General features: G+C 63.8%; 23 protein-coding genes and 1 tRNA gene. 20 read left to right on the top strand and 4 right to left on the bottom strand.

Translation table 11 applies throughout. The features are described from left to right. The first annotated feature begins 111 nt into the window (after positions 1-111). A complete protein-coding gene (locus JG747_RS10240; protein ID WP_019861060.1) occupies positions 112-1,164 on the top strand; it encodes a threonine aldolase family protein in 1,053 nt (350 codons plus the stop codon). A gap of 85 nt (positions 1,165-1,249) precedes the next feature. On the opposite strand, the gene JG747_RS10235 is transcribed toward JG747_RS10240, so the two are convergent. Beyond that, entirely contained in the window at positions 1,250-1,717 is a 468-nt protein-coding gene (locus JG747_RS10235) for an Hsp20 family protein (RefSeq protein WP_010911365.1), read from the bottom strand. Between the two features lie 480 nt (positions 1,718-2,197). Here JG747_RS10235 and JG747_RS10230 point away from each other — a divergent pair, with 480 nt between their 5' ends. The 4 genes from JG747_RS10230 to JG747_RS10215 all read left to right on the top strand — a co-directional run bounded on the left by JG747_RS10230 (position 2,198) and on the right by JG747_RS10215 (position 4,685). Continuing rightward, entirely contained in the window at positions 2,198-3,175 is a 978-nt protein-coding gene (locus tag JG747_RS10230) for an alpha/beta fold hydrolase (protein WP_027047374.1), read from the top strand. A gap of 166 nt (positions 3,176-3,341) precedes the next feature. Beyond that, complete coding sequence (locus tag JG747_RS10225; protein ID WP_202361707.1) at positions 3,342-3,497, top strand: hypothetical protein; 156 nt, start codon at positions 3,342-3,344, stop codon at positions 3,495-3,497. Between the two features lie 3 nt (positions 3,498-3,500). After that, entirely contained in the window at positions 3,501-3,746 is a 246-nt protein-coding gene (locus JG747_RS10220) for a DUF1127 domain-containing protein (RefSeq protein ID WP_019861063.1), read from the top strand. A gap of 108 nt (positions 3,747-3,854) precedes the next feature. Beyond that, on the top strand, positions 3,855-4,685 hold the full coding sequence (locus JG747_RS10215; RefSeq protein ID WP_202362260.1) for a helix-turn-helix transcriptional regulator: 831 nt from the start codon (positions 3,855-3,857) through the stop codon (positions 4,683-4,685). A gap of 30 nt (positions 4,686-4,715) precedes the next feature. Here the strand turns inward: JG747_RS10215 and hisN are convergent, their stop codons facing one another. Then, positions 4,716-5,489: a histidinol-phosphatase gene (gene hisN / locus JG747_RS10210; protein ID WP_027047376.1), complete on the bottom strand. Its 774-nt coding sequence runs from the start codon at positions 5,487-5,489 to the stop codon at positions 4,716-4,718. A gap of 314 nt (positions 5,490-5,803) precedes the next feature. Continuing rightward, on the bottom strand, positions 5,804-6,745 hold the full coding sequence (locus tag JG747_RS10205; RefSeq protein ID WP_027047377.1) for an N-formylglutamate amidohydrolase: 942 nt from the start codon (positions 6,743-6,745) through the stop codon (positions 5,804-5,806). Positions 6,746-6,908: 163 nt separating this feature from the next. On the opposite strand from JG747_RS10205, the gene cpdR reads away from it, so the two are divergent. Both cpdR and JG747_RS10195 read left to right on the top strand, forming a co-directional pair. Next, on the top strand, positions 6,909-7,271 hold the full coding sequence (gene cpdR / locus JG747_RS10200; protein WP_006199474.1) for a cell cycle two-component system response regulator CpdR: 363 nt from the start codon (positions 6,909-6,911) through the stop codon (positions 7,269-7,271). A gap of 116 nt (positions 7,272-7,387) precedes the next feature. Then, positions 7,388-7,462: transfer RNA gene (locus JG747_RS10195), tRNA-Val, on the top strand. Between the two features lie 102 nt (positions 7,463-7,564). On the opposite strand, the gene JG747_RS10190 is transcribed toward JG747_RS10195, so the two are convergent. After that, positions 7,565-8,719 (bottom strand): dihydrodipicolinate synthase family protein, encoded by a 1,155-nt coding sequence (locus JG747_RS10190; protein ID WP_019861067.1) that lies wholly within the window; start codon positions 8,717-8,719, stop codon positions 7,565-7,567. 241 nt (positions 8,720-8,960) lie between these two features. Here JG747_RS10190 and JG747_RS10185 point away from each other — a divergent pair, with 241 nt between their 5' ends. The 13 genes from JG747_RS10185 to JG747_RS10125 all read left to right on the top strand — a co-directional run bounded on the left by JG747_RS10185 (position 8,961) and on the right by JG747_RS10125 (position 23,655). Then, entirely contained in the window at positions 8,961-10,019 is a 1,059-nt protein-coding gene (locus tag JG747_RS10185) for a LacI family DNA-binding transcriptional regulator (RefSeq protein WP_019861068.1), read from the top strand. A gap of 47 nt (positions 10,020-10,066) precedes the next feature. Then, positions 10,067-11,032, top strand: coding sequence for a Gfo/Idh/MocA family protein (locus tag JG747_RS10180; protein ID WP_244748424.1), 966 nt, complete (start codon positions 10,067-10,069; stop codon positions 11,030-11,032). A gap of 47 nt (positions 11,033-11,079) precedes the next feature. Then, positions 11,080-12,630 carry an acyl CoA:acetate/3-ketoacid CoA transferase gene (locus tag JG747_RS10175; protein ID WP_236952373.1) on the top strand — a complete coding sequence of 517 codons (1,551 nt, stop codon included), beginning with the start codon at positions 11,080-11,082 and terminating at the stop codon, positions 12,628-12,630. Next, complete coding sequence (locus JG747_RS10170) at positions 12,623-13,399, top strand: enoyl-CoA hydratase/isomerase family protein (protein WP_064981672.1); 777 nt, start codon at positions 12,623-12,625, stop codon at positions 13,397-13,399. The genes JG747_RS10175 and JG747_RS10170 overlap by 8 nt, the downstream gene beginning before the upstream one ends. 14 nt (positions 13,400-13,413) lie before the next feature. Continuing rightward, entirely contained in the window at positions 13,414-14,925 is a 1,512-nt protein-coding gene (locus JG747_RS10165) for an aldehyde dehydrogenase family protein (RefSeq protein ID WP_202361705.1), read from the top strand. 58 nt (positions 14,926-14,983) lie between these two features. After that, positions 14,984-16,237, top strand: a complete 1,254-nt coding sequence (locus JG747_RS10160) for an ABC transporter substrate-binding protein (RefSeq protein ID WP_202361704.1) — start codon at positions 14,984-14,986, stop codon at positions 16,235-16,237. 153 nt (positions 16,238-16,390) lie between these two features. After that, on the top strand, positions 16,391-17,341 hold the full coding sequence (locus tag JG747_RS10155; protein WP_027047381.1) for a carbohydrate ABC transporter permease: 951 nt from the start codon (positions 16,391-16,393) through the stop codon (positions 17,339-17,341). Then, entirely contained in the window at positions 17,338-18,282 is a 945-nt protein-coding gene (locus tag JG747_RS10150) for a carbohydrate ABC transporter permease (RefSeq protein ID WP_202361703.1), read from the top strand. The genes JG747_RS10155 and JG747_RS10150 overlap by 4 nt, the downstream gene beginning before the upstream one ends. Before the next feature lie 20 nt (positions 18,283-18,302). Further along, a complete protein-coding gene (locus JG747_RS10145) occupies positions 18,303-19,418 on the top strand; it encodes an ABC transporter ATP-binding protein (protein WP_019861075.1) in 1,116 nt (371 codons plus the stop codon). Between the two features lie 5 nt (positions 19,419-19,423). Next, on the top strand, positions 19,424-20,926 hold the full coding sequence (locus JG747_RS10140) for a GMC oxidoreductase (RefSeq protein ID WP_202361702.1): 1,503 nt from the start codon (positions 19,424-19,426) through the stop codon (positions 20,924-20,926). Then, positions 20,923-21,684, top strand: a complete 762-nt coding sequence (locus JG747_RS10135) for a 3-ketoacyl-ACP reductase (protein ID WP_202361701.1) — start codon at positions 20,923-20,925, stop codon at positions 21,682-21,684. The genes JG747_RS10140 and JG747_RS10135 overlap by 4 nt, the downstream gene beginning before the upstream one ends. 11 nt (positions 21,685-21,695) lie before the next feature. Then, positions 21,696-23,324: a GMC family oxidoreductase gene (locus JG747_RS10130; protein ID WP_202361700.1), complete on the top strand. Its 1,629-nt coding sequence runs from the start codon at positions 21,696-21,698 to the stop codon at positions 23,322-23,324. Between the two features lie 13 nt (positions 23,325-23,337). Continuing rightward, on the top strand, positions 23,338-23,655 hold the full coding sequence (locus tag JG747_RS10125; protein ID WP_038649472.1) for a Dabb family protein: 318 nt from the start codon (positions 23,338-23,340) through the stop codon (positions 23,653-23,655). Positions 23,656-23,715 lie beyond the last annotated feature (60 nt).

Genomic DNA, 23,715 nt, shown 5'->3' with positions numbered 1-23,715 from the left:
GCTGGCTTTAACGGTTTTCGGGCATCTGGCCCTTGCGGTTGGCGCATGAAACCGTTCAACTCCGGCCGATTTTCCCCAAAACCCCGATCTTCCCCAGACATAGGCAGATGCATGTTCTTCGCTTCCGACAATTGGGCAGGCGCCCATCCCAACATCGTTGCCGGCCTGTCGGCCGCGGCCGGCGGCTTTGCCACCGCCTATGGCGACGGCGCGCTCGACCAGGCGGTCTACATCAGGTTCAATGAGATTTTCGAACGCGAGGTCGCGGTGTTCTTCGTAGCGACCGGCACCGCCGCCAACGCGCTGTCGTTGACCACCTTCAACAAACCCGGCGGCATTTCCTTTGCCCACCGCGAATCGCATGTCATCGAAGACGAATGCGGCGCGCCGGAGTATTTTTCCGGCGGCGCGCGCTTGCACGCCGTCGACGGCGCACTGGGCAAGATCGACGCGCACAATCTGGAGCGGACCATTGGCCGCTTCGCGCCCGAAATCGTCCACTGGGGACGGCCAATGGCGGTTTCGATCACCCAGTCGACCGAGGTCGGCACTATCTACGGCCTGAATGAGATCGAGACGATTTCGGCCATCGCAAAACGGCATTCCGTGCCGCTGCACATGGATGGCGCCCGCTTTGCCAATGCGCTGGTCGCGCTCGACACGACGCCGGCCGAAATGACCTGGAAGCGCGGTGTCGACATCCTGTCCTTCGGCGGCACCAAGAATGGCTGCTGGTGCGCCGAAGCGATCGTGCTGTTCGACCTCGACCGCGCCAAGGAATTGGCCTTCCTGCGCAAGCGCGCCGCCCAGCTGTTTTCGAAGTCGCGGTTCGTCGCCGCTCAGTTCGAAGCCTATTTCAAGGACGGTCTGTGGCTCGACACAGCGCGCCACGCCAACGCCATGGCCGCCCGCCTCGCGGCGGCGATCGAGGATTCGGCCCACGCGAAGCTGGCCTGGCTGCCGCAGGCCAACGAGGTGTTCGCCGTGATCAAGAAGACCGAGGCCGAGAGGCTGCAGGCTGCCGGCGCCGCCTTCTACGACTGGCACAAGCCGCACGGCTTTGACGGCCATATCGGCGAGGACGAGCTGCTCTATCGTTTCGTCACCAGCTTCGCGACGTCAGCCGAGGAAGTCGACCGCTTTGGCAAGTTGATCGCCGGATAACAATCCATCTGCCGATCAACAAAAAAGCGGCGCCTCTCGGCGCCGCTTTCGTCTCGGGAGGAGACGGTTCTATTCCTAAGCTACATTACGCAGCGGTCTTGGCCTCGATCTGCTTGGCCTTGGCCGGGGCCGAGGTGATCGCGATCTTGCGCGGCTTCAGTTCCTCGGGAATGTTGCGCTTGAGGTCGACGAAGAGCAGGCCGTTCTTCAGCGTGGCGCCGACGACTTCAACGTGGTCGGCAAGCTGGAAGCGGCGCTCGAAGGCCCTGGAGGCAATGCCGCGATAGAGCAGCTCGGAGCCTTCACCGTTGCCCTCGTCCTTGCGCTCACCCTTCACGGTCAGCACGTTGCGGTGAGCTTCGATCGAGATTTCCTCGTCCGAGAAGCCGGCAACCGCCATGGAAATCCGGTAGGAATCCTCACCGGTGCGCTCGATATTGTAGGGCGGATAGGTCTGCGCGCCATCGGGCTGCGCAAGCGAATCCAGCATGGTGAAGAGACGGTCGAAGCCGACGGTCGAACGGTAAAGCGGGGAAAAATCAACGTGACGCATGAGGTGTTCTCCTGTTGAGCAACATGGTTTGCGTATGGCCGGTGCGAAACCCGTAAGCGGCGTTTCGGCAGGACCAGCGGCCCCGACATTGGCGACCGCATTCCACATTTGGGGAGCGCCCCAATGCATTTCAAGATTTCGCCCGGCGGCAAAACTGGATGGGTTGCCCCTTGATGAACGGCAGATGAACCGGCGCTTCGGCGCCCGTTCAGACAGCCGCCGCTAAAGTGGCACCAAGATCAAGGATTGGCGGCGCCGGGTTTTATAAAGGTGCCGCAACGAGGCCGAACCGGGTGTTAACGTCCCTTCCTCCCGGATCGACAGGGGCCGGAAGCACGCCTTCGAGCGGCTTCCGGCCTTCCCCGTTACGATCCCGGCACAAGCCGGATTTGCTTTGCTTTTGATGCATTGGCGTCTATCACCTTGACGAGGCCAGCCGGGACAGGCTGGCACCTGAAGACGCCGAGCACAAAGCGCCGCATGACGGACCTTCTCCAAGACACGCCGCTTTTCCACGAATCCGAGGACAATCCGCGGCCAGAAAACGCCACCGGAGGCTTTTTCGTCACCCGCGACCGCAAGAAGATCCGCTATGGCCTGTTCGCGGCGGTGGCGCGCCCGATGCGGGGCACCGTGGTGCTGCTGTCCGGCCGCAACGAGTGCATCGAGAAATATTTCGAAACCATCCGCGACCTTGCCGCCCGCGGCTTTGGCGTCGCCACGCTCGATTGGCGCGGCCAAGGCGATTCCGACCGGCTGATCCGCGATCGCCAGCGCGGCTATGTCAGGTCCTTCCGCGACTACACGGCCGATCTGGAGCAGTTCTTCGAGGAGATCGTGCTGCCCGATTGCCGCGGGCCGTATTACATCCTCGCCCATTCAGCCGGCGCCGTGATCGCGCTTCTTGCCGCGCCGTCCATGGTCAATCGCGTGCGGCGCATGGTGCTGATCGCGCCGTTCCTGACCCTGCCCGACCTGCCGGTCTCGATCCGGACGGTCCGCCGTATCTGTTCGGTCCTCTGCATTCTGGGCCTTGGCCGGCTCTATGCCGCCTGGGGTCCGCGGCCCAGACACACGCTGCCTTTCGAGGCCAATAAGGTAACGTCGGATCCGCGCCGCTATCGTCGCAACACGCGCATCTACGAAGAGTATCCGCGAATGGCGCTTGGCGGTCCGACGATCCGCTGGCTGCAGGCAGCGGCAAAGGCGTCGGAAGCGGTGAGCGACCCCGACTTCATGGCGCGGATACAGGTGCCTCTGCTGATCATCGCCGCTGGCGCCGACCAGGTCGTCTCGACCAGGGCGGTCGAGGCCTACGCCAGAAGCCTGAGGCTCGGCTCGCTGCTGATGATCGACGGCTCCAAGCACGAGATCCTGCAGGAGGTCGACCTCTACCGCGAACAATTCCTTGCCGCCTTCGACGCCTTCATTCCTGGCTCGGACGATCCGACGGCCTGACCGGCACCGCGGTTCCTTCGAAGGCTGGCATAGCTGACATACCGTTGTCAGGATAATTGGCCAGCCGCCCCTCGCGGCGGGCAAACCGCTAAAGATTATGACAGCCCGCCCCCACCCCGAAATGCTCATCTCAATGCGTCGAATTGAACGCCATGGAGATGAGATCATGACCGAGAAAACCTGCGCCCCCTGCGATTGCCAGCTGGATGCCAACCCGATCCGCGTCAAGGTCGGCGGCAAGACCGTCGAGGTCTGCTGCGAGGAATGCGCGACGGCGCTGAACGAGGCCGGCGCCTCGGCGGCCGGCGTGAGCGAGGAATGAGCCATGCGCACCGATCACGCAGCGGCACAACGCCTGGCTGGCCAGGCCCAGGTGCCGCCAGTCCACACCGTAACCACCCTGCACGCCTTGCACGCCCAATGCATCGCGGCGGCGAGATGGCTCGCCCGCCAGATGGAGAAGCGCCGAAGCCGGCTTGCCTTGCTGGAAATGACCGACGAACAGCTCAAGGACATCGGTCTGTCACGCGGCCAAGCCTATTCGGAGTTCAGGCGCCGCTCATGGGATTGAGCAGCCCCAGCGAGAAAGTCTCCTGACAAGATTGGGCAGGCCGCTTGCCTAAAGTGCCCATCGCAATGCCGGAATCAGTTTCCGGCACGAGGGATGAGCGCAACGGCCATGTCGCAATTCAAGGTTCAGCTCCTTCTGGACACCGGCACTGTCAGGGTGCGGGATGTCGTCTGCAGCGGCGAATGCCGTCACAGGAGCGATGAGGAGTGCACGTCGGCGACGCATCTGGTGTTTGCCTATCGCGGCATCTTTGTGCGTCATGTCGGCCGCAATGATGCGGTCGCGGAAGTCAATCAGCTGCTTTTCTTCAATGAGGCCGAGACCTACCAGGTCAGCCATCCAATTGAGGGCGGCGACGCCTGCCTCGACCTCGTCATCGAGGAAGGCCACTTGCGGGAACTGGCGCCGCAGGAGCAGTTGCGCGCCAGCGGCGTCCTGGCGTTTCGCCGCCAGCGCCGGCGCATCGATCCGCGCGCGCAGGCCTTGGTGGCGCTGTTGCGCCACAGCCTGAGCCGCAATGTCGCCGAAACGCTGGAGGCCGAGACGCTGGCGCTAACGCTGGTGCGGCGCTCACTCGGCGAGCGCACTTCGCACGTCGCGGGCGCCAGCCCCGGACGGCAGAAGCTGGTCGACCGCGCCAAGCTGGTGCTGGCGTCGGATCTGTCGCGGCGCTGGACGCTGGCCGAGATTGCCGCCGAGGTCGGAGTCTCACCGGTCTATCTGACGCAAATATTCCAGCAGGTCGAGGCCATCCCGCTCTATCGCTATCATCTGCGCCTGCGGCTGGCGCGCGCGCTCGACCTGCTTGGCCGCTACGACAATCTGACCGCTTTGGGCATGGACCTCGGCTTTTCCAGCCACAGCCATTTCAGCGCGTCGTTCAGACAGGCCTATGGACGCACACCGGCGGAATTCCAGCGCTCGATCAGATCGCGCTGAAGCAACGGCTTCAAAGAAAGCGCGGAGATATCAGCCGCGAAGGGCAGCCATGGCCGCCGCGTGAAGCTCCGGCGTCGCCGCCGCTAGCACATCGCCGCCCTTTTCCGCCGGTCCGCCATCGAAGGTGGTGACGACGCCGCCCGCCTTCTCGATGATCGGGATCAGCGCCACGATGTCGTAGGGTTTCAGGCCGGGATCGGCGACGATGTCGACGCTCCCCGAGGCGATCATGGCGAAGGCATAGCAATCGGCGCCGTAGCGGGCCAGCTGCACCTGTTTCTCGAACGCGTCATAGCGCGTGCGCGCCTCGCCCTTGAACAGTGCCGGCGTGGTGGTGAACAGCGTCGCCTCGTCGAGCCTTGTCGTCTTGCGGGTCGAAAGCTTGCGCGGACCGCCCGGCCCCTCATAGTGCGAGCCCGAGGCGTTGGCGTAGAACAGCTCGCCGGTGAAAGGCTGCGCCATCATGCCGGCGACCGCGTCGCCGTCGACGGTCAGCCCGACCAGCGTCCCCCACACCGGCAGGCCGGAGATGAAGGCGCGCGTGCCGTCGATCGGATCGATCACCCAGACATGCCGGCTGGAGGTGTTTTCGCTGCCATGCTCCTCGCCGAGAATGCCATGGTCGGGATACTGCGCCGATATCAGCGCCCGGATGGCGCGTTCGGTCTCGCGGTCGGCTTCCGTGACCGGGTCAAAACTGCCTTTTTCCTTGTTGGCGACGGCACCCTGGGCGCGAAAGCGCGGCAAGGTCTCGACCGCTGCCGCCTGCGCGATGCGGCGCATGAAATCGATGCTGATGTCCAACTGATTCTCCCGCATTGCCGAGTGCCTCACCGGGCTCTGCCGACACTTTCCCGCCAAAACAAGCCTGTTTATCGATTTATTCGCGGCGACATCTGTTGCCCGAATGTCACATCTGCGTCATCGAAACGCAATTTCCACATCACTCTGAATTAAAAAAGCCTGAAGATCGCTTGACATTTGTGCACCGCACAATACCCTCAACCTCGGACAGGGTTTCCTGTCCATGCCCTCCTTGGGCGTTTCCTCCCTAGACTTCGACCGTATCGTGCAAACGATGCGGTCTTTTTTTACGCCTGCGCCTCGGGCCGGCTATTTCACTCCGCGGCCAGCGGCAGGTCGATGAAGTGATGGTCGGGCATCGCCATGAGATCCGCTGAAAATCGCGTCAGATCATCGGCCAGCGCGTCGAAGCCGGCAGTCTTCTCGAACGTCCGTTCATTCATGTAGAGCCCGCGATTGACCTCGATCTGCAGCGCATGCAGATGACGCGCCGGGCGGCCATAGTGCTCCGTGATGAAGCCGCCGGCATAGGGCTTGTTGTGGGCAACGGTATAGCCCATCGCGGTCAACAGGCCGATCGCCGTCTCGGTCAGGGCAGCGGTGGCCGAGATGCCGAAACGGTCGCCGATGATGAAGTCCGGCCGCAGACCGCTGTCGCCGACACGGATGCTTGCCGGCATCGAATGGCAGTCGATCAGCACGGCAAAGCCGAAACGGGCATGGGTCCTGGTCAAAAGCCGCTTCAGCGTTTCATGATAGGGCTTGTAAACGGCCTCGATGCGGGCGACGGCTTCGGCGAGCGGCAGGCGACCGGAATAGATGTCGAGCCCCTCGCCCACCAGCTTCGGCACCGTGCCAAGTCCGCCGGCCACCCGCGCCGAGCGGATGTTGCAGAAGGACGGCACCGGCTCGGCGAACATGCGCGGGTCGAGTTCCCAAGGCTCGCGATTGACGTCGAGATAGGCGCGCGGGAAATTCGCCGCCAGCATCGGCGCGCCAAGCGCCACGGCGCCGCCGAACAATTCATCGACGTAGCAATCTTCCGAGCGGCGGATGGCGTTGCGGTCGAGCCTCGCCATGGCGAGGAAGCGTTCCGGATAGTAGCGGCCGCTATGTGGTGAGTTGAACAGGAAGGGGACGCGCTGTTCGACGCCCGATCGGATTTCGAAGGGTTGAACGACCGAAAAATCCTCGGCTGCCGTCTTCAATTTGCACGAACCCGAAAACACCGATGCATCATGATATGAAAGTGCCACCTTGCTGGCCGCATGTCCAGCATTTCGCCATCCGCATCGCCCCGCCGAATGCGGATAATGCTTCGCAGCATTCACTTGATGTTTACCGTCACCGCCTCATATACAGGATGGTTAACGGGCTGCCTGGGCGGCAGTCTCGGGCGGGTGATTCGGACGGGATATCATGGCACGCATTCTTCTGGCGGAAGACGACGACGATATGCGTCGTTTCCTCGTCAAGGCGCTGGAACGCGCCGGCTACCAGGTCAGCGATTTCGACAATGGCGCCAGCGCCTATGAGCGGCTGCGCGAGGAGCCGTTCTCGCTGCTGTTGACCGACATCGTCATGCCGGAGATGGACGGCATCGAACTGGCGCGTCGCGCCACCGAGATCGATCCCGACCTCAAGGTCATGTTCATCACCGGTTTCGCCGCCGTTGCGCTGAACCCGGATTCCAAGGCGCCGAAAGACGCCAAGGTGCTGTCGAAGCCCTTCCACCTGCGCGATCTCGTCAACGAGGTCGAGAAGATGCTGCAGGCGGCCTGAGCCGCCTTCAACCGAGGCATCGGCATCTGTTTGCCGGTGCGGCGAGACGACGCCTTCTTTCCTTTTTCTCGCTATTGACGCGCCCGACCAAAAATGGTGTATGCGCGGCTTCGGATGGGCGTGTAGCTCAGCGGGAGAGCACTGCATTGACATTGCAGGGGTCACAGGTTCAATCCCTGTCACGCCCACCATCCAATCTCAGACTTTCGGTATCATGCACGCAACTGCGGCTCCCCCGCAGCGCCACGTAGCTCTGCCTTCGCTCGATGGTGATCGAAAACGTCTCGTTCGGCTTAGATGCCTGCGACGACACACAGGTTCTTCATCCGTGATACGGCAAGGTCAGGATCGGCCAGCAGGCCTGCCTGGTCGGCAAGGCGAAAGATTTCGGCGTAGTGGCGGATGCCGCGCGCCGACTGCATGCCCCCGACCATGGTGAAATGGTCCTGGTGGCCGTTCAACCAGGCCATGAAGACGATGCCGGCCTTGTAATATTCGGTCGGCGCCTCGAAGATTTTTCGCGATAGCGGCACCGTCGGCGCCATCAGCGCGTCATAGCCGGCGCGGTCGCCGACGGCGAGCCTTGCCAGGGCGGCGTTGGCGACCGGCGCGATGGCGTCGAAAATGCCAAGCAGCGCGTGCGAATGCCTGTTGCCGTCGCCGGCGATCAGTTCGGGGTAGTTGAAGTCGTCGCCGGTGAACATCACGACGCCGTCCGGCAACCGGTTACGCAGCGCGACTTCCTTGCCGGCATCGAGAAGCGATATCTTTATGCCCTCGACCTTGTCTGCGTGGCGTTCGATGATGGCGACCACCGTATCGAGCGCGGTCTCGAAATCGCGGCTGCCCCAATAGCCCTTCAAGGCAGGGTCGAACATGTCACCCAGCCAGTGCAGGATGACCTTGCCGGAGGCCTGGCTCAAGATGCGGTCATAGACGCGCGCATAATCGTCCGGAGCCTTCGCGACAGCCGCCAATGCGCGGCTGGCCATCATGATCGCCTTGCCGCCCTGCCCTTCGATGAAGGCGAACTGCTCGTCATAGGCCGCGATCACATCGTCGAGCGTCCCGGCAGCGGCCGGCGCCAGATGATCGGTTCCCGCACCCGAGGCAAGATCGGCGCCTTCGACGGTGCGCGCCTCGGCGATCGAGCGGCGGATCAATTCCTTCGCATTGGCCCAGTCGAAACCCATGCCGCGCTGCGAGGTGTCCATCGCCTCGGCAATGCGGAAGCCGAGCCGCCACAAATGATGGCGGAACGCCATCGTCCTGTCCCAGTCGACCGCGGGCCGCGACCATGGATCGGTCATTTCGAGGGGATCGGCAACGACATGCGCCGCGGCATAGGCGACGCGTGAAAACCGTGCGCCGATCGCCGGCTGCACCGGCTGTCCAACAAGCGCGTAGCGGGCGTTGCGTCCACCTTCGGCAGGCAAGACAATATCCATCGACCTCTCCCTTTGCAGCGCCTATTAAATGGAACGTTCCAATAAATCAAGAACCTTTAAGATTCGGGGCGAAGTTGGCGGCAAATGCTGCGCTGCAGCACACGAAGCCTTTCCTGCTGGGCCATTTGAGTACGAACAATCAGTTTTTGCGGCTGAGAAAAATTCGCGATTGACTCAAGATTGAACCAGTGATTAGAACGTTCCAATAAATTCGATTGGGAAACTGGGAGGACGCATCGAGATGGCCAGCCGGGCCAAGGCCACGATATTCGACATTGCCCGCGAGGCGGGCGTGTCCAAATCGACGGTATCGCTCGTGCTCCAGGGCAGCGGGCTGATCCGGCCTGAAACCGCGGTCAAGGTGCGCAAGGCGATCGAGGATGTAGGCTATGTCTACAACCGCGGCGCCGCCAATCTGCGCAAGGCCCATTCCAACGTCATCGGCATGGTCATCAACGACCTCACCAACCCATTCTTCGCCGAACTGGCCGTCGGCATGGAACGCGTCTTCCAGTCGGCCGGCATCGTGCCATTCATCGCCAATACGGCGGAGAATCCGGTGCGCCAGGAAGAGGTGCTGAAGTCGCTGATGGAACAAGGCGTCGCCGGGCTCATCGTGTCACCGGCGCGCGGCACCACGCCAGGCGCTTTCCGGCGGCTGGAATTGGCGGGCGTGCCGGTGGTCTTCGCCATGCGCCGCCTGCCCGAAAGCCGCATCCCTGTGATCGCGCCCGACAATCATCGCGGCGCCTATCTTGCCGCGGCTCATCTGATCGCCAAAGGACATCGCCGGCTCGCCTTCTTCGGCGGCACCTCGGATCTGGTGGTTTATCAGGAACGGCTGGGCGGCTTTCGCGAGGCCTGCGAGACGCTGGGCATCTCCGCCCGCGACGTGCTGGTCGTCGAGGGCGAAACCAACCGCAGAGGCGGCCTCGCCTGCCTGGATACCGCTCTCACGATGGCTGAACCGCCGACCGCGGCTCTCTGCTTCAACGACGCCGTCGCCTTTGGCGTGATGCTGGCGTTGCGCAAGCGCCGGCTTGAGCCGGGACCGGATTTCGCCGTCGTCGGCTTCGACGACGTGGTCGAGGCCGAACACTACATGCCGGCGCTGACCAGCGTCGCGGTGGACACAGCCGGCCTCGGCGAGCGCGCCGCTCACGTCATGCTCAAGCTGATCCAGTCGCGCACCACGCGGGCCGAAGACCATATCGGCGCGGTCAATCTCGTGGTCAGGGAAAGCTGCGGTCCGGATCTCCGCACGCGAAACAGGCCGACGGGAACGGGAGGCGCCGCGTGAGTGTCAAATGGGGGTTGATCGGCGCCAGCACGATCGCCAGGCAGTTCATGATCAACGCCATCCGCGCGCAAGAGGGTGGCGAGATCGCGGCGGTGATGAGTTCCAATCCGGAACGCGCCACGGCCTATGCCAGGGAAAACGGCATTCCATCCGCCGTGTCGACCTTGGATGCCTTGCTGAAGTCCGACATCGACGCGGTCTACATCTCGACCACCAACGAGCTGCATCTCGACCAGGCGCTAGCCGCCATCAAGGCGGGCAAGCATGTGCTGTGCGAGAAGCCGCTGGCGCTGACCAGCGCCGACGCCCGAAAAATGGTGGCGGCAGCCAGGGCGGCCGGCATCGTGCTCGGCACCAACCATCATCTGCGCAACGCCGGCGCGCATCGCGCCATGCGTGAGGCCATCGCATCGGGGCGCATCGGCAAGCCGATCGCCGCACGCGTCTTCCATTCCCTCTATCTGCCGGAGACCCTGCAGGGCTGGCGCATCACCAAGCCGGAAGCCGGCGGCGGCGTGGTGCTCGACATCACCGTGCACGATGCCGACACGCTGCGCTTCGTGCTCGGCGACGATCCGGTCGAGGTCTCGGCCTTCACGCAATCGGCCGGCATGGCCGGCGGCGGACTGGAAGACGGCGCCATGTGCATCTGGCGCTTCAAGTCGGGCCTCATCGCCCAGTCGCATGAAGGCTTCACCACCAAATTCGCCGGCACCGGCTTCGAGGTGCATGGTTCGGAAGGCTCGCTGATCGCCAGCGATGTGATGACCCAGAAGCCCGACGGCTCGGTGCTGCTGCGCACCGCCAAGGGTGAGGAGCAATTGAGCTTCGATCGCGAGGACCTCTACGTCAGATCGGTGCGTCAGTTGCATGCCGCGATCCTCGACAAAGGCCAGCCTGCCGCCACCGGCGAGGACGGCGTCTGGTCGCTCACTGCAGCCGAGGCGGCATTGCAATCGGCCAGCTCCGGCAAGGCCGTCAAGATCGACCCGAAACTCGGGAGCATGAAGTGAGCAAGGTCGTTTCCGCAGCGCAGGCAGCCAGCCTGATCAAGGATGGCATGACGGTATCCGTGTCGTCGTCGAGCGGGCTCGGCTGTCCGGACGCGGTGCTGGCCGCCATCGGCGAGCGCTTCGATAGCGAAGGTCATCCCAAGAACATCACCACGCTGCACCCGATCGCCGCCGGCGACATGTACGGCATCAAGGGCATCGATCATCTGGCCAAGCCCGGCCTGTTGAAGCGCACGCTGTGCGGTTCCTACCCGTCCGGCCCCTCCTCCGCCGAGCCGCCGCAGATCTGGAAGATGATCGGCGACAATTCGGTCGCCGCCTACAACGTGCCGTCCGGCATCCTGTTCGACATGCATCGCGAGGCCGCCGCCAAACGGCCGGGCGTGCTGACCAAGGTCGGTCTCGACACCTTCGCCGACCCGCGCCATCAGGGCTGCGCCATGAACGCGGCGGCCAGCGAGCCGATCGTCTCGGTACAGCAGTTTGACGGCGAGGAATGGCTCTATTTCCGCTCGATCGTGCCCAACATTTCGATCATCCGCGCCACCACGGCGGACGAGCGCGGCAACCTCACCTATGAACATGAAGGCGCCTATCTCGGCGGCCTCGAACAGGCGCTTGCGGCCCGCAACAATGGCGGCGTCGTGATCGCACAGGTCAAGCGCGTCGTCGAGAACGGCACGCTAAAGCCGCATGATGTGCGCGTGCCCGGCGTGCTGGTCGACCATATCGTTGTCGCGCCCGACCAGTTGCAGACGACGCTGACGCCTTACGACCCGGCGATTTCGGGCGAGATCTTCCGGCCGCTGTCGACCTTCCGCAACGCCGAGATGAACGTGCAGAAGGTGATCGCGCGCCGCGTCGCCATGGAATTGCGCGACGGCATGGCCGTCAACATCGGCTTCGGCATCTCGGCCAACGTGCCGCGCATCCTTCTGGAAGAGGGCCAGCACGGCAAGGTCACCTGGGTGATCGAGCAGGGCGCGGTCGGCGGCGTGCCGCTGCTCGACTTCAAGTTCGGCTGCGCCTCCAACGCCGAGGCGATCATGCCCTCACCGCACCAGTTTATCTATTTCCAGGCCGGTGGTTTCGACGCCTCGCTGCTGTCCTTCCTGCAAATCGACCGCCACGGCTCGGTCAACGTGTCGAAACTGTCGGCGCGGCCGCATGTCACCGCCGGCGCCGGCGGCTTTGTCGACATCACCGCGCGGGCGAAGAAGATCGTCTTCTCCGGCTTCTTCAATGCCGGCGCCAAGCTTTCGCTGGCCGATGGCGGCATCCACATCGACCAGGAGGGCAAGGTCAAGAAGGTGGTCAACGAGGTCGAGCACATCTCGTTTTCCGGCAAGCGCGCCGTCGCCCAAGGCCAGGACATCACCTATGTTACAGAGCGCTGCGTGATGAAGCTGACGCCCGACGGCCTGATGGTCACCGAGCTGGCGCCGGGCATCGACCTCGAGCGCGATGTCCTGGCGCAGGCCGAGATGCCGCTCGGTGTCGCCAACGACCTCAAGGTAACGCCGGCGGCACTCTACCAGGATCGGCCGATCGGCCTGTCGCTGAATGGCGGCGCCTCGCTCGGAGACGCGCATGGCTGAGCGCCTCGTCATATTCGAAAGGGACGGCGCCATCGGCATCGTCACGCTGCGCCGCCCGGAAAAGTTCAACGCGCTGGACATTCCGATGCTGAGGGCGCTGGAAGCCGCGCTCGACGAGGCAGAGATGGCCGAAGGCGTGCGCGTCGTGCTCTTGCGCGGCGAAGGCAAGGGCTTTTGCGCCGGCGGCGATGTCGAGGCCTGGGGTGCGATGAGCGCCGCCGATTTCCAGGTGCAATGGGTGCGCTATGGTCACCGCGTGTTCGACCGGCTGGCGCGGCTGCGGCAACCGACGATCGCCGTGCTGTCCGGTCATGCGCTGGGCGGCGGGCTGGAACTGGCGGTCGCCTGCGATTTCCGGGTCGCCGAGGCGCATGTGAAATTGGGCTTCCCCGAAACCTTGATCGGCGTCGTCCCCGGCTGGTCCGGAACGCAGCGCGCCGTGCGCCGCTTCGGCGCGCAGACGGTGCGGCGCATGGCCTTGGGTGGTGAGATACTCCTCGCTCCCGAAGCGCTGGCCCTTGGCGTGGTGGATCGGGTGACCGAAACCGGCAAGGCATTCGACGAAGCCAAGAGCTGGGGGGAAAAGATCGCCGAACGTGGCCCGCTGGCGACGGAAGCGGCCAAGCTGATGATCGCGGTGGCCGAGGGCGAGGAAAGTGCGGCCGCCACCGAAGCGCTGGCCAGCGGCTTTATCGCGCTCACCGGCGACCTCAAGGCCGGCGTCGACGCCTTCAAGGCCAAGCAGAAGCCAGCATTTTCAAGAAGCTAGAGAAAACAGTCCTGATGAACGCACCCCTCAACATCGCCATGCCCGCCGAGGCCTCAACCGCGCCGAAAAATTATCGGCTGCTGATCGACGGCAAGCACGTCGATGCTCGCGACGGCCGCACGCTGGAACGCAAGAGCCCCGGCCACGGCTTCACCGTTTCGCGCTATGCGCAAGCCGGCCAAGCCGAGGTGGAAGCGGCCGTGCAGGCCGCGCACAAGGCGTTCGAGACCGGGCCGTGGCCACGCATGAAGGCCGGCGAGCGCGCCGCGATCCTCTTCAAGGCGGCCGACCTGATCGAGGCACGGCTGGAAGACATCGCCCGGCTCGACGCGCTGGAATCCGGCAAGCCGATTGCCCAGGCGCGCGGTGAGATCGGCGGCGCCGTCGACATCTGGCGCTATGCCGCCTCGCTCGCCCGCACGCTGCATGGCGAGAGCTACGCCAATCTCGGCGACGCCATGCTGGGCGTGGTCGTGCGCGAGCCGATCGGCGTCGTGTCGATCATCACGCCGTGGAATTTCCCGTTCCTCATCGTCAGCCAGAAACTGCCTTTCGCGCTCGCCGCCGGCTGCACGGCGGTGGTCAAGCCCAGCGAAATGACCTCGGCCTCGACCTTCGTGCTGGGCGACATCCTGCTCGAAGCCGGCCTGCCCGCCGGCGTCGTCAGCATCCTCGCCGGTCTGGGCGCCGATGTCGGCGCACCGCTGGTCAGCCATCCCCTGGTCGAGATGGTGTCGTTCACCGGCTCGACCCGCGTCGGCAAGATGACCATGGCGTCCGCCGCGCAGTCGCTGAAGAAGGTCTCGATGGAGCTTGGCGGCAAGAACGGCCAGATCGTCTTTCCCGATGCCGACCTCGAGGCCGCCGCCGACGCGGCCGTGTTCGGTGGCTTCTTCAATGCCGGCGAATGCTGCAATGCCGGCAGCCGGCTGATCGTGCACGAGGCGATCGCCGACGATTTTCTCAATGCCGTCAAGGCGCTCACAGCCAAGGTGAAAGTCGGCGACCCGCTCGACGAGCAAACCAAGGTCGGCGCAATGATCTCGTCCGACCATCTGGCCAAGGTGACGGATTACGTTACGGCAGCGGCAGGCAAAGGCAGCAATGTCTTCAGGGGCGGCAAGCAGCTGGCCTCTAGTGCCGGCCAATATCTCGACCCGACCATCATGCGTGGCGTCACAGAGGACATGGCCATTGCGCGTGAGGAAGTGTTCGGGCCGGTGCTCTCCGTGCTCACTTTTGAATCGATTGAAAAGGCGTTGCACATCGCCAACAACACGCCCTATGGTCTGTCTGCAGGCGTGTGGAGCGCCAGCATCGACACTTGCATGTCGGTGGCGCGTGGGGTGCGTTCGGGGACGGTTTGGGTGAACACATTCATGGAAGGTTATCCCGAGCTGCCTTTCGGGGGCTACAAGCAGTCCGGTCTCGGACGCGAACTCGGCAAACGCGCCGTCGAGGACTATACCGAGGAAAAGACAATCCAGTTTCATCGCGGCCAGCGCACCGGATGGTGGGTCGGCTGAGTTGGGAAGAACCCGGTGGGCTTCCACCGGTCGTGTAATGCAACAAGGGAGGAAGTACATGTTGCGCAAACTGCTTATCGGAACGGCTCTTGCGACGAGCTTTGCCTTCTCGGCGCACGCCGCGGACGTCAAGGAAGTGCAGATGCTGCATTGGTGGACGTCGGGCGGCGAAGCGGCTGCCCTCAACGTGCTGAAGGGCGACCTGGCCAAGGAAGGCTATGCCTGGAAGGACGTTCCTGTCGCCGGCGGCGGCGGTGATGCTGCCATGACCGCGCTGAAGGCGATGGTCGCGGCCGGCAACTATCCGACCGCCTCGCAGATGCTCGGCTACACCGTGCTCGATTATGCCGCGGCCGGCGTCATGGGCGACCTGACCGAGACGGCGAAGAAGGAAGGCTGGGACAAGTCGGTTCCGGCGGCCCTGCAGAAATTCTCGGTCTATGACGGCAAGTGGGTCGCGGCTCCGGTCAACGTCCACTCGGTCAACTGGCTGTGGATCAACAAGGTCGTCATGGACAAGATCGGCGGCACAGAGCCGAAGACCTTCGACGACTTCGTCGCCCTGCTCGACAAGGCCAAGGCCGCGGGTGTGATCCCGCTCGCTCTCGGCGGCCAGAACTGGCAGGAAGCCACCATGTTCGATTCGGTCGTGCTGTCGACCGGCGGACCCGAGTTCTACAAGAAGGCCTTCAACGACCTCGACGACGCTTCGCTCAAGTCCGACACGATGAAGAAGTCGTTCGACAACCTCGCCAAGCTCGTCACCTATGTCGACCCGAACTTCTCGGGCCGCGACTGGAACCTTGCCACCGCCATGGTCATCAAGGGCGATGCCCTGGTGCAGGTCATGGGCGACTGGGCCAAGGGTGAATTCCACGCCGCTAAGAAGACCCCGGGCACCGACTTCCTGTGCTATCGCTTCCCGGGCACCGACGGCTCCGTGATCTACAACTCCGACATGTTCGGCATGTTCAACGTTCCGGACGATCGTAAGGCCGCCCAGGTCGCATTGGCCACCGCCACTCTGTCGAAGAGCTTCCAGTCGGCCTTCAACGTCGTCAAGGGTTCGGTTCCGGCCCGTACCGACGTTCCGGACACCGACTTCGACGCTTGCGGCAAGAAGGGCATCGCCGACCTGAAGAAGGCCAATGAAGGCGGCACGCTGTTCGGCTCGCTGGCCCAGGGCTATGGCGCCCCGCCGGCTGTCGCCAATGCCTACAAGGACGTGGTCTCGAAGTTCGTCCATGGTCAGATCAAGACCTCGGACGAGGCCGTGACCGAACTGGTCAAGGCGATCGACGACGCCAAGTAAGCGCAACGCTCGAAATCACCTTCCCCGCCTCGGCGGGGAAGGTTTTATCTCAGGATTGGCCGGCTCGACACCATGCCGACCCAAGACCCGTATACACGGGGCCGCCTTGCCGCCTGACGGCGCAGCACGGACGACCCGAAACGGGAGGAGCTCATGAGCACAGTAGCAACAAGCCAGATCAAGCTGACGCCGGAGCGGTCACGCACCTCTGTGCGCTCGCGCCTGCAGGACGCCTTGCCGAAGATCGTTCTGGCGCCAAGCTTCGCCATCACCATCGTCTTCGTCTACGGCTTCATCCTGTGGACGATCTATCTGTCCTTCACCAATTCCAAGACCTTCCCGTCCTACGTCATCACAGGTTCGCGCGCCTATCAGCGGCTGTGGGGCTGGACCTTCGACACCGACCCGCCATCGAGCTGGTACACGTCGATAACCAATATGGGTATTTTCGGCTTTCTCTACATCCTGATCTGCCTGGCGCTCGGCCTGTTCCTGGCCATCCTGCTCGACCAGAAGATCCGCGGCGAAGGCGTGCTGCGGCCGATCTACCTCTATCCGATGGCGCTGTCCTTCATCGTCACCGGCGTCGCCTGGAAATGGTTCCTCGATCCCGGTCTCGGCCTCGAGCAGACGCTGCATCAATGGGGCTGGACGAGCTTTCATTTCGACTGGATCAAGAACAAGGATTTCGTCATCTACACCGTGGTCATCGCCGGCGTCTGGCAGGCCTCCGGCTTCATCATGGCGATGTTCCTGGCCGGCCTGCGCGGCATTGACGGCGAGATCATGAAGGCAGCGCAGATCGACGGCGCCACAACCTTCCAGCTCTACCGCCGCATCGTCATCCCGCTGCTGCGGCCAATCTTCCTGTCGGCCTTCATCGTGCTCGCCCACCTCGCCATCAAGTCATACGACCTTGTCGTGGCGCTGACCTCCGGCGGCCCCGGCGGCTCGGCCTGGCTGCCTTCGAATTTCATGTACGAATACACCTTCAAGCGCAACGAGATGGCTGTCGGATCGGCCAGTGCGGTGATCATGCTGATGACCATCGTCGCCATCATCGTGCCCTATCTCTATTCGGAACTCAGGGAGAAGCCGCGATGAGCGCTGTCGCCACCCCTGCCCGCCAGGCCTCCGGCGGCATCAACACCAAGCTCGTCAACCGTATCGTCATCTACGGGCTTCTGGCGCTCTTCGCGCTGTTCTACCTGATGCCGCTGTTCGTCATGCTGGTCACCTCGTTCAAGACCATGGACGAGATCCAGAACGGCAACATGCTGGCGCTGCCCAAGGCGCCGACCTTCGACCCGTGGCTGAAGGCCTGGGGCGAGACCTGCGTCGGCCTCACCTGCGCCGGCATCAAGGGCTATTTCTGGAACTCCATCAAGATGGTGGTTCCGGCCGTGCTGATCTCGACCATGCTCGGCGCCCTCAACGGCTACGTGCTGACCAAATGGCGCTTTCGCGGCGCGACGCTGGTGTTCGGGCTGATGCTGTTCGCCTGCTTCATTCCGTTCCAGTCGGTGCTGCTGCCGATGGCGACGATCCTTGGCAGCGTCGGCCGCTTCGGGGTGACCTTGCAGAACTCGGTCGGAACCAGCTTCGGCCTCGGCAATTCGACGGTCAATCTCGTCTTCGTCCACGTCGTCTACGGCATCGGCTTCACCACACTGTTCTTCCGCAACTATTACGAGGCCTTCCCCACCGAATTGATCAAGGCGGCACAGGTCGACGGCGCCTCCTTCTCCCAGATCTTCCGCCGCATCATGCTGCCGAACTCTATGCCGATCTTCGTCGTCACGGTGATCTACCAGTTCACCAACATCTGGAACGACTTCCTGTTCGCTTCGGCCTATGCCGGCACCGGCGACGCGATGCCGATGACGGTGGCGCTGAACAATGTCGTCAACACCTCGACCGGCGTCGTCGAATACAACGTCAATATGGCGGCCGCGATGATCGCGGCTCTGCCCACCCTGATCGTCTATGTCGTCGCCGGCCGCTATTTCGTGCGCGGGCTGATGGCGGGCGCGGTCAAAGGCTGACCAATTCAGAAGGAACGACCATGGCTTTTCTGGAAATTGATGGGCTGAAGAAGCGCTTCGGGAATGTTGAGATCCTGAAGGGCATCGATGTCGAACTCGAAAAGGGCGGCTTCCTGGTGCTGGTCGGTCCGTCCGGCTGCGGCAAGTCCACCCTGCTCAACACCATCGCCGGACTGGAGCAGATCACCGAGGGCGAGATTCGCGTCGACGGCCGCGCCATCAACGATCTGCACCCTTCGAAGCGCGACATCGCCATGGTGTTCCAGAGCTACGCGCTGTACCCCAACATGACGGTGGCCGGGAACATCTCCTTCGGCATGGAAATGCGCGGTGTGCCGGCCGACGAGCGCCAGAAGGCGATCGACAAGGTGGCCAAGGTCCTGCAGATCGGCCATCTCCTGCAGCGCAAGCCTAGCCAGCTTTCGGGCGGCCAGCGCCAGCGCGTCGCCATGGGCCGGGCGCTGGTGCGCGACCCCAAACTCTTCCTGTTCGACGAGCCTTTGTCCAACCTCGACGCCAAGCTGCGCGTCGACATGCGCATCGAGATCAAGCGCCTGCACGCCACGACCGGCACCACCATCGTTTACGTCACCCACGACCAGATCGAGGCGATGACGCTGGCGACCAAGATCGCCGTCATGCGCGACGGCGAGGTGCAGCAGTTCGGCACCCCGGCCGAGATCTACAACAACCCCACCAACCTGTTCGTCGCCGACTTCATGGGCTCGCCGGCCATGAACCTGATCCCGGCGACCATCGCCACATCGGGCAATGCGCTGTCTGTCGTGCTGCAGCGCGAGGCGCGCGAGCCGATCACGCTGCCGATGGCCAATGCGCCGGCGGGTCTCTCGGCATTCCAGGGCAAGCCGATCATTTTCGGCGTGCGGCCGGAAGCGCTGACCGATCCGGAGGGCGCCGAACGCAACGCCTCGAACATCGCCACCGCCGACCTGCATATCGAGGTCGTCGAGCCGGCAGGTTCCGACACCTTCGCCGTCACCAATCTCGGCGGCAAGGGCGTGGTGGCGCGGCTGCGTGCCGACGCCAACATCCAGCCTGGCACCAGCACGCCGCTCGCCTTCAACCTGACCAAGGCGGTGTTCTTCGATCCGGCGACCGAGAACCGCATCCGCTGACGGCCATGGCAAATCCGGACATCGTCATCATCGGCTCCGGCATTGGCGGCGCCACGATCGCCTCCGGCCTGGCCGGCGGCGGCGCCTCGATCCTGATGCTGGAGCGTGGCGAGCCCTTGCCGGCAACCCCGCATGCCCGCGACACCCGCTCGATCTTCGTCGACGGCCACTACCGGCCGAAGGAGATGTGGCGCGAAGCCGGCGGTGCCGCCTTCAATCCCGGCAACTACTACTATGTCGGCGGCAATTCGAAATTCTACGGCGCGGTGCTGATCCGCTACCGCAGGCAAGATTTTTCGGCCATGGAGCATTTCGGCGGCGTCTCGCCCGCCTGGCCGTTTTCCTATGATGAGTTCGAGCCCTGGTATTCCAAGGCGGAGCAGCTGTTTCGCGTGCGCGGCGCGCTAGGCGAGGACCCGACCGAACCGTTCCACTCGATTCCCTACCCCTTCAAACCTGTACCCGACGAAGCGTCGATTGCCCGCGCCCGCGCCGAACTCAAAGGCCTCGGGCTGCACCCAGCCTCGCTGCCGCTTGGCGTCGACATCGACACCTGGCTGAAGGAAGGTAAAACCGGCTGGGATGCGTTTCCCAACACCGGCCAAGGCAAGATGGACGCCCAGACGGCGCCGCTGGCGGCGGCGCTTAGGGATAGCAACATCCGGCTCGAGACCGGCTGCTACGTCGAGTATCTCGAGGCGGCACCCGATGGCAAAAGCATCGTCGCGATCCACTACCGCCAGAACGGCGAGGCGAAGAAAGTGTCGCCGAAGCTGGTCATCCTGTCCGCAGGCGCGGTCAATTCCGCCGTCATCCTCCTGCGCTCGCCCTCACCCGATGGCAAGGGCCTCGCCAACCGCTCCGACCAGGTCGGCCGCAATTTCATGAACCACAATTCCAGCGCCATGCTGGCCATCGATCCGCGCCGCAGGAACGATGCCGTCTACCAGAAGACACTGATGCTGAACGACTATTATCTGTCGGACGGCAAGGGCGGCAAACCGCTCGGCAATGTCCAACTGCTCGGCAAGATCGACGGCAACATGCTCAAGGCCAATGTGAAGACGATGCCCAAATTCGCGCTCGATTACATGGCCGGCCACGCCGTCGACTGGTACCTGATGTGCGAGGACCTGCCCGATCCCGAAAGCCGTATCATGGTCGACGGCAAGGACATCGTCATGCAGTGGCGGCGCTCCAACATGCAGTCGCTCGACGGCCTGACCAAGGTGATGCGCGAAAACTTCCGCGCCTGCGGCTACCCCATCGTGCTGTCACGTCCCTTCGACAAGCGCACGCCATCGCACCAATGCGGCACGGTGAAGATGGGCGACGATCCGGCGACATCGCCGCTCGACCCGTTCTGCCGGTCGTTCGACCACCGGAACCTGTTCGTGGTCGACGGCAGTTTTTTGCCGAACTCGGCTGCGGTGAATCCCGCGCTGTCGATCGCCGCTCAGGCGTTGCGGGTGGCTGACCATATCCGCAAGGTGGAGCTTGCCGCATGACCCGCCCCGCGGCCATCGTCACCGGCGGCGCGCGCGGCATTGGGCTGGCCTGCGCCGAGGCTTTAGCCGATGCCGGCTTTGACATCCTGGTTGCCGACCTTGCCGAACAGGCGCCTTACGGGCTCGACGCAGACATCTCGGCGCGCGGCGCAAAACTCGCCTATGTCAGTTGTGACGTCGCCAACCTCGACAGCCACGCCGTGTTGATCGATGCCGCGATGCGCGTCTTCGGCCGCATCGACTGCCTCGTCAACAATGCCGGCGTCGGCGCCGTGGTGCGCGGCGATCTGCTGGAACTGAAGCCCGAAAATTTCGACCGCACGCTGGGCATCAACCTGCGCGGCACGGTCTTCCTCAGCCAGGCCGTCGCCAAGGCAATGCTGGCCACACCCGGCGGCCACACAAGATCGATCATCACCGTCACCTCGGTCAGTGCCGAGATGGCTTCGCCGGAGCGCTCCGAATACTGCATATCGAAGGCCGGGCTTTCCATGTGGGTGAAGAACCTGGCGCTCAGGCTCGCGCCCGAGAACATCGGTGTGTTCGAGTTGCGTCCGGGCATCATCCGCACCGACATGACGGCAGGCGTGACCGCCAAATACGATGCCTTGATCGACAGCGGGCTGGTGCCGGCCAAACGCTGGGGCGAAGCGTCAGACATAGGCGCGGTGGTGGCGACGCTTGCCGCTGGCAGGCTCGGCTTTTCGACCGGCTCGATCATCAATGTCGACGGCGCGCTCTCCGTGCCGCGGCTATAGGTGGAAACGACATGACCGACTACATCATCGTGGGCGCCGGCCCGGCCGGCTGTGTTCTGGCCAACCGGCTGAGCGAGGATCCCTTGAATTCCGTGCTGCTGCTGGAAGCCGGCGGCAAGGACTGGCATCCCTACATCCATATGCCGGCGGGCTTCGCCAAGATGACCAAGGGCATTGCGTCCTGGGGCTGGTCCACCGTGCCGCAGAAAAACATGAAGGACCGCGTCTTCTGGTACACGCAGGCCAAGGTGGTCGGCGGCGGCTCCTCCATCAACGCCCAGATCTACACGCGCGGCAATGCCCGCGACTACGACGCCTGGGAGAAGGAAGAGGGTCTCGCCGGCTGGGGCTATCGCGACGTGCTGCCCTATTTCAAGCGCGCCGAGAACAACCAGCGTTTCGCCAACGATTTTCACGGCGACCAGGGGCCGCTCGGCGTGTCGAACCCGATCTCGCCGCTACCGATCTGCGAAGCCTATTTCCGTGCCGGCCAGGAGATGGGCATCCCCTTCAACCCGGACTTCAACGGCGCCAACCAGGAAGGCGTCGGCTATTACCAGCTCACCCAGAAGGACGCCCGCCGCTCCTCGGCCTCGGTGGCCTATCTCAAGCCGATCCGCCCGCGCAAGAACCTGACGGTCAGAACCGATGTGCTGGTGACCCGCATCCTCGTCGAGAAAGGCCGCGCCGTCGGCGTTGAAGTCGTTGACCGGCCGGGCGGCGAGAAGAATATCCTGCGCGCCGGGCGCGAGGTGATCGTCTCGTCCGGCGCCATCGGCTCGCCGAAGCTTTTGATGCAATCGGGCATCGGTCCGGCCGACCACCTGAAATCGGTGGGCGTCACACCCGTGCATGACCTGCCCGGCGTCGGCTCCAACATGCAGGACCATCTCGATCTGTTCGTCATCGCCGAATGCACAGGCGACCACACCTATGACAACTACGCCAAGCTGCACCGCACGGCCTGGGCCGGCCTGCAATATCTGCTTTTGAAGAAGGGGCCGGTGGCCTCCAGCCTGTTCGAGACCGGAGGCTTCTGGTACGCCGACCCGACCGCCGCCTCGCCGGACATCCAGTTCCATCTCGGCCTGGGCTCCGGCATCGAGGCCGGCGTCGAGAAGCTGAACAATCCGGGCGTCACCTTGAACTCGGCCTTCCTGCGGCCGCGCTCGCGCGGCACGGTGCGGCTGAAGAGCGCCGACCCGGCCGACCACCCGCTAATCGATCCCAACTACTGGTCCGATCCCTACGATCGCGCCATGTCGATCAAGGGGTTGCGGCTGGCGCGCGAAATCATGCGGCAGAAGGCCCTTGCCCCTTACGTGCTGCGCGAAGTGCTGCCCGGCCCGTCGCTGGCGACCGACGACGAACTGTTCGACTACGCCTGCCGCAGCGCAAAGACCGATCACCATCCTGTCGGCACCTGCCGCATGGGCCATGACGAGATGGCCGTCGTGACGCCGGATTTGCGGCTGCGCGGCATCGAAGGCTTGCGCGTCTGCGACGCCTCGGTGATGCCGCGCGTGCCCTCCTCCAACACCAATGCACCGACCATCATGGTCGGTGAAAAGGGTGCCGACCTGATCCTCGGCCGTGAACCGCTGCCGCCGGCGGTGTTTTCCGGCAACCGGGCCGCTTGAAGGGGATGAAAGAATGATCAGGCACTGTGTGTTCGCCCGGTTTCGCGGCGATGTCCCCGAAAGCGAGCGCGCGGCGATCCATGCCGACCTCGAGGCGCTTCGAAAGGTGATCGACGGCATGGACACCGTCCACTTCAGTGCCAATGTCAGTCCCGAGCCTTTCGCGCGCGGCTTCGGCCATGGCTTCACCATCGATTTCCGCGATGCCGCCGCCCGCGACGCCTATCTCGTCCATGAAGCTCATCAGCGCGCCGGCGCCCGGCTGGTCGCCGCACTCGAGGGCGGCACGGACGGATTGATGGTCTTCGACCTCGACCTTACGAAAAAGTGACCGCCGGTTCTTCGAAAGCCGGCTGATCGCTGTTCTCTTTTGCGAGCGGGGCGACATATC

This window comes from Mesorhizobium sp. 131-3-5, from assembly GCF_016756575.1.
GTDB lineage: Bacteria > Pseudomonadota > Alphaproteobacteria > Rhizobiales > Rhizobiaceae > Mesorhizobium > Mesorhizobium jarvisii.
The sequence above is the reverse complement of the archived record's forward strand: the minus strand, read 5'-3'. Positions and strand labels throughout refer to the sequence as shown.

Excerpts from the sequence above, each read along its gene's own strand:
- JG747_RS10240 (WP_019861060.1), top strand. The coding sequence starts at position 112 with ATGTTCTTCGCTTCCGACAATTGGGCAGGCGCCCATCCCAACATCGTT.
- JG747_RS10235 (WP_010911365.1), bottom strand. The coding sequence starts at position 1,717 with ATGCGTCACGTTGATTTTTCCCCGCTTTACCGTTCGACCGTCGGCTTC.
- JG747_RS10230 (WP_027047374.1), top strand. The coding sequence starts at position 2,198 with ATGACGGACCTTCTCCAAGACACGCCGCTTTTCCACGAATCCGAGGAC.
- JG747_RS10225 (WP_202361707.1), top strand. The coding sequence starts at position 3,342 with ATGACCGAGAAAACCTGCGCCCCCTGCGATTGCCAGCTGGATGCCAAC.
- JG747_RS10220 (WP_019861063.1), top strand. The coding sequence starts at position 3,501 with ATGCGCACCGATCACGCAGCGGCACAACGCCTGGCTGGCCAGGCCCAG.
- JG747_RS10215 (WP_202362260.1), top strand. The coding sequence starts at position 3,855 with ATGTCGCAATTCAAGGTTCAGCTCCTTCTGGACACCGGCACTGTCAGG.
- cpdR (WP_006199474.1), top strand. The coding sequence starts at position 6,909 with ATGGCACGCATTCTTCTGGCGGAAGACGACGACGATATGCGTCGTTTC.
- JG747_RS10190 (WP_019861067.1), bottom strand. The coding sequence starts at position 8,719 with ATGGATATTGTCTTGCCTGCCGAAGGTGGACGCAACGCCCGCTACGCG.
- JG747_RS10185 (WP_019861068.1), top strand. The coding sequence starts at position 8,961 with ATGGCCAGCCGGGCCAAGGCCACGATATTCGACATTGCCCGCGAGGCG.
- JG747_RS10180 (WP_244748424.1), top strand. The coding sequence starts at position 10,067 with ATGATCAACGCCATCCGCGCGCAAGAGGGTGGCGAGATCGCGGCGGTG.
- JG747_RS10175 (WP_236952373.1), top strand. The coding sequence starts at position 11,080 with ATGACGGTATCCGTGTCGTCGTCGAGCGGGCTCGGCTGTCCGGACGCG.
- JG747_RS10170 (WP_064981672.1), top strand. The coding sequence starts at position 12,623 with ATGGCTGAGCGCCTCGTCATATTCGAAAGGGACGGCGCCATCGGCATC.
- JG747_RS10165 (WP_202361705.1), top strand. The coding sequence starts at position 13,414 with ATGAACGCACCCCTCAACATCGCCATGCCCGCCGAGGCCTCAACCGCG.
- JG747_RS10160 (WP_202361704.1), top strand. The coding sequence starts at position 14,984 with ATGTTGCGCAAACTGCTTATCGGAACGGCTCTTGCGACGAGCTTTGCC.
- JG747_RS10155 (WP_027047381.1), top strand. The coding sequence starts at position 16,391 with ATGAGCACAGTAGCAACAAGCCAGATCAAGCTGACGCCGGAGCGGTCA.
- JG747_RS10150 (WP_202361703.1), top strand. The coding sequence starts at position 17,338 with ATGAGCGCTGTCGCCACCCCTGCCCGCCAGGCCTCCGGCGGCATCAAC.
- JG747_RS10145 (WP_019861075.1), top strand. The coding sequence starts at position 18,303 with ATGGCTTTTCTGGAAATTGATGGGCTGAAGAAGCGCTTCGGGAATGTT.
- JG747_RS10140 (WP_202361702.1), top strand. The coding sequence starts at position 19,424 with ATGGCAAATCCGGACATCGTCATCATCGGCTCCGGCATTGGCGGCGCC.
- JG747_RS10135 (WP_202361701.1), top strand. The coding sequence starts at position 20,923 with ATGACCCGCCCCGCGGCCATCGTCACCGGCGGCGCGCGCGGCATTGGG.
- JG747_RS10130 (WP_202361700.1), top strand. The coding sequence starts at position 21,696 with ATGACCGACTACATCATCGTGGGCGCCGGCCCGGCCGGCTGTGTTCTG.
- JG747_RS10125 (WP_038649472.1), top strand. The coding sequence starts at position 23,338 with ATGATCAGGCACTGTGTGTTCGCCCGGTTTCGCGGCGATGTCCCCGAA.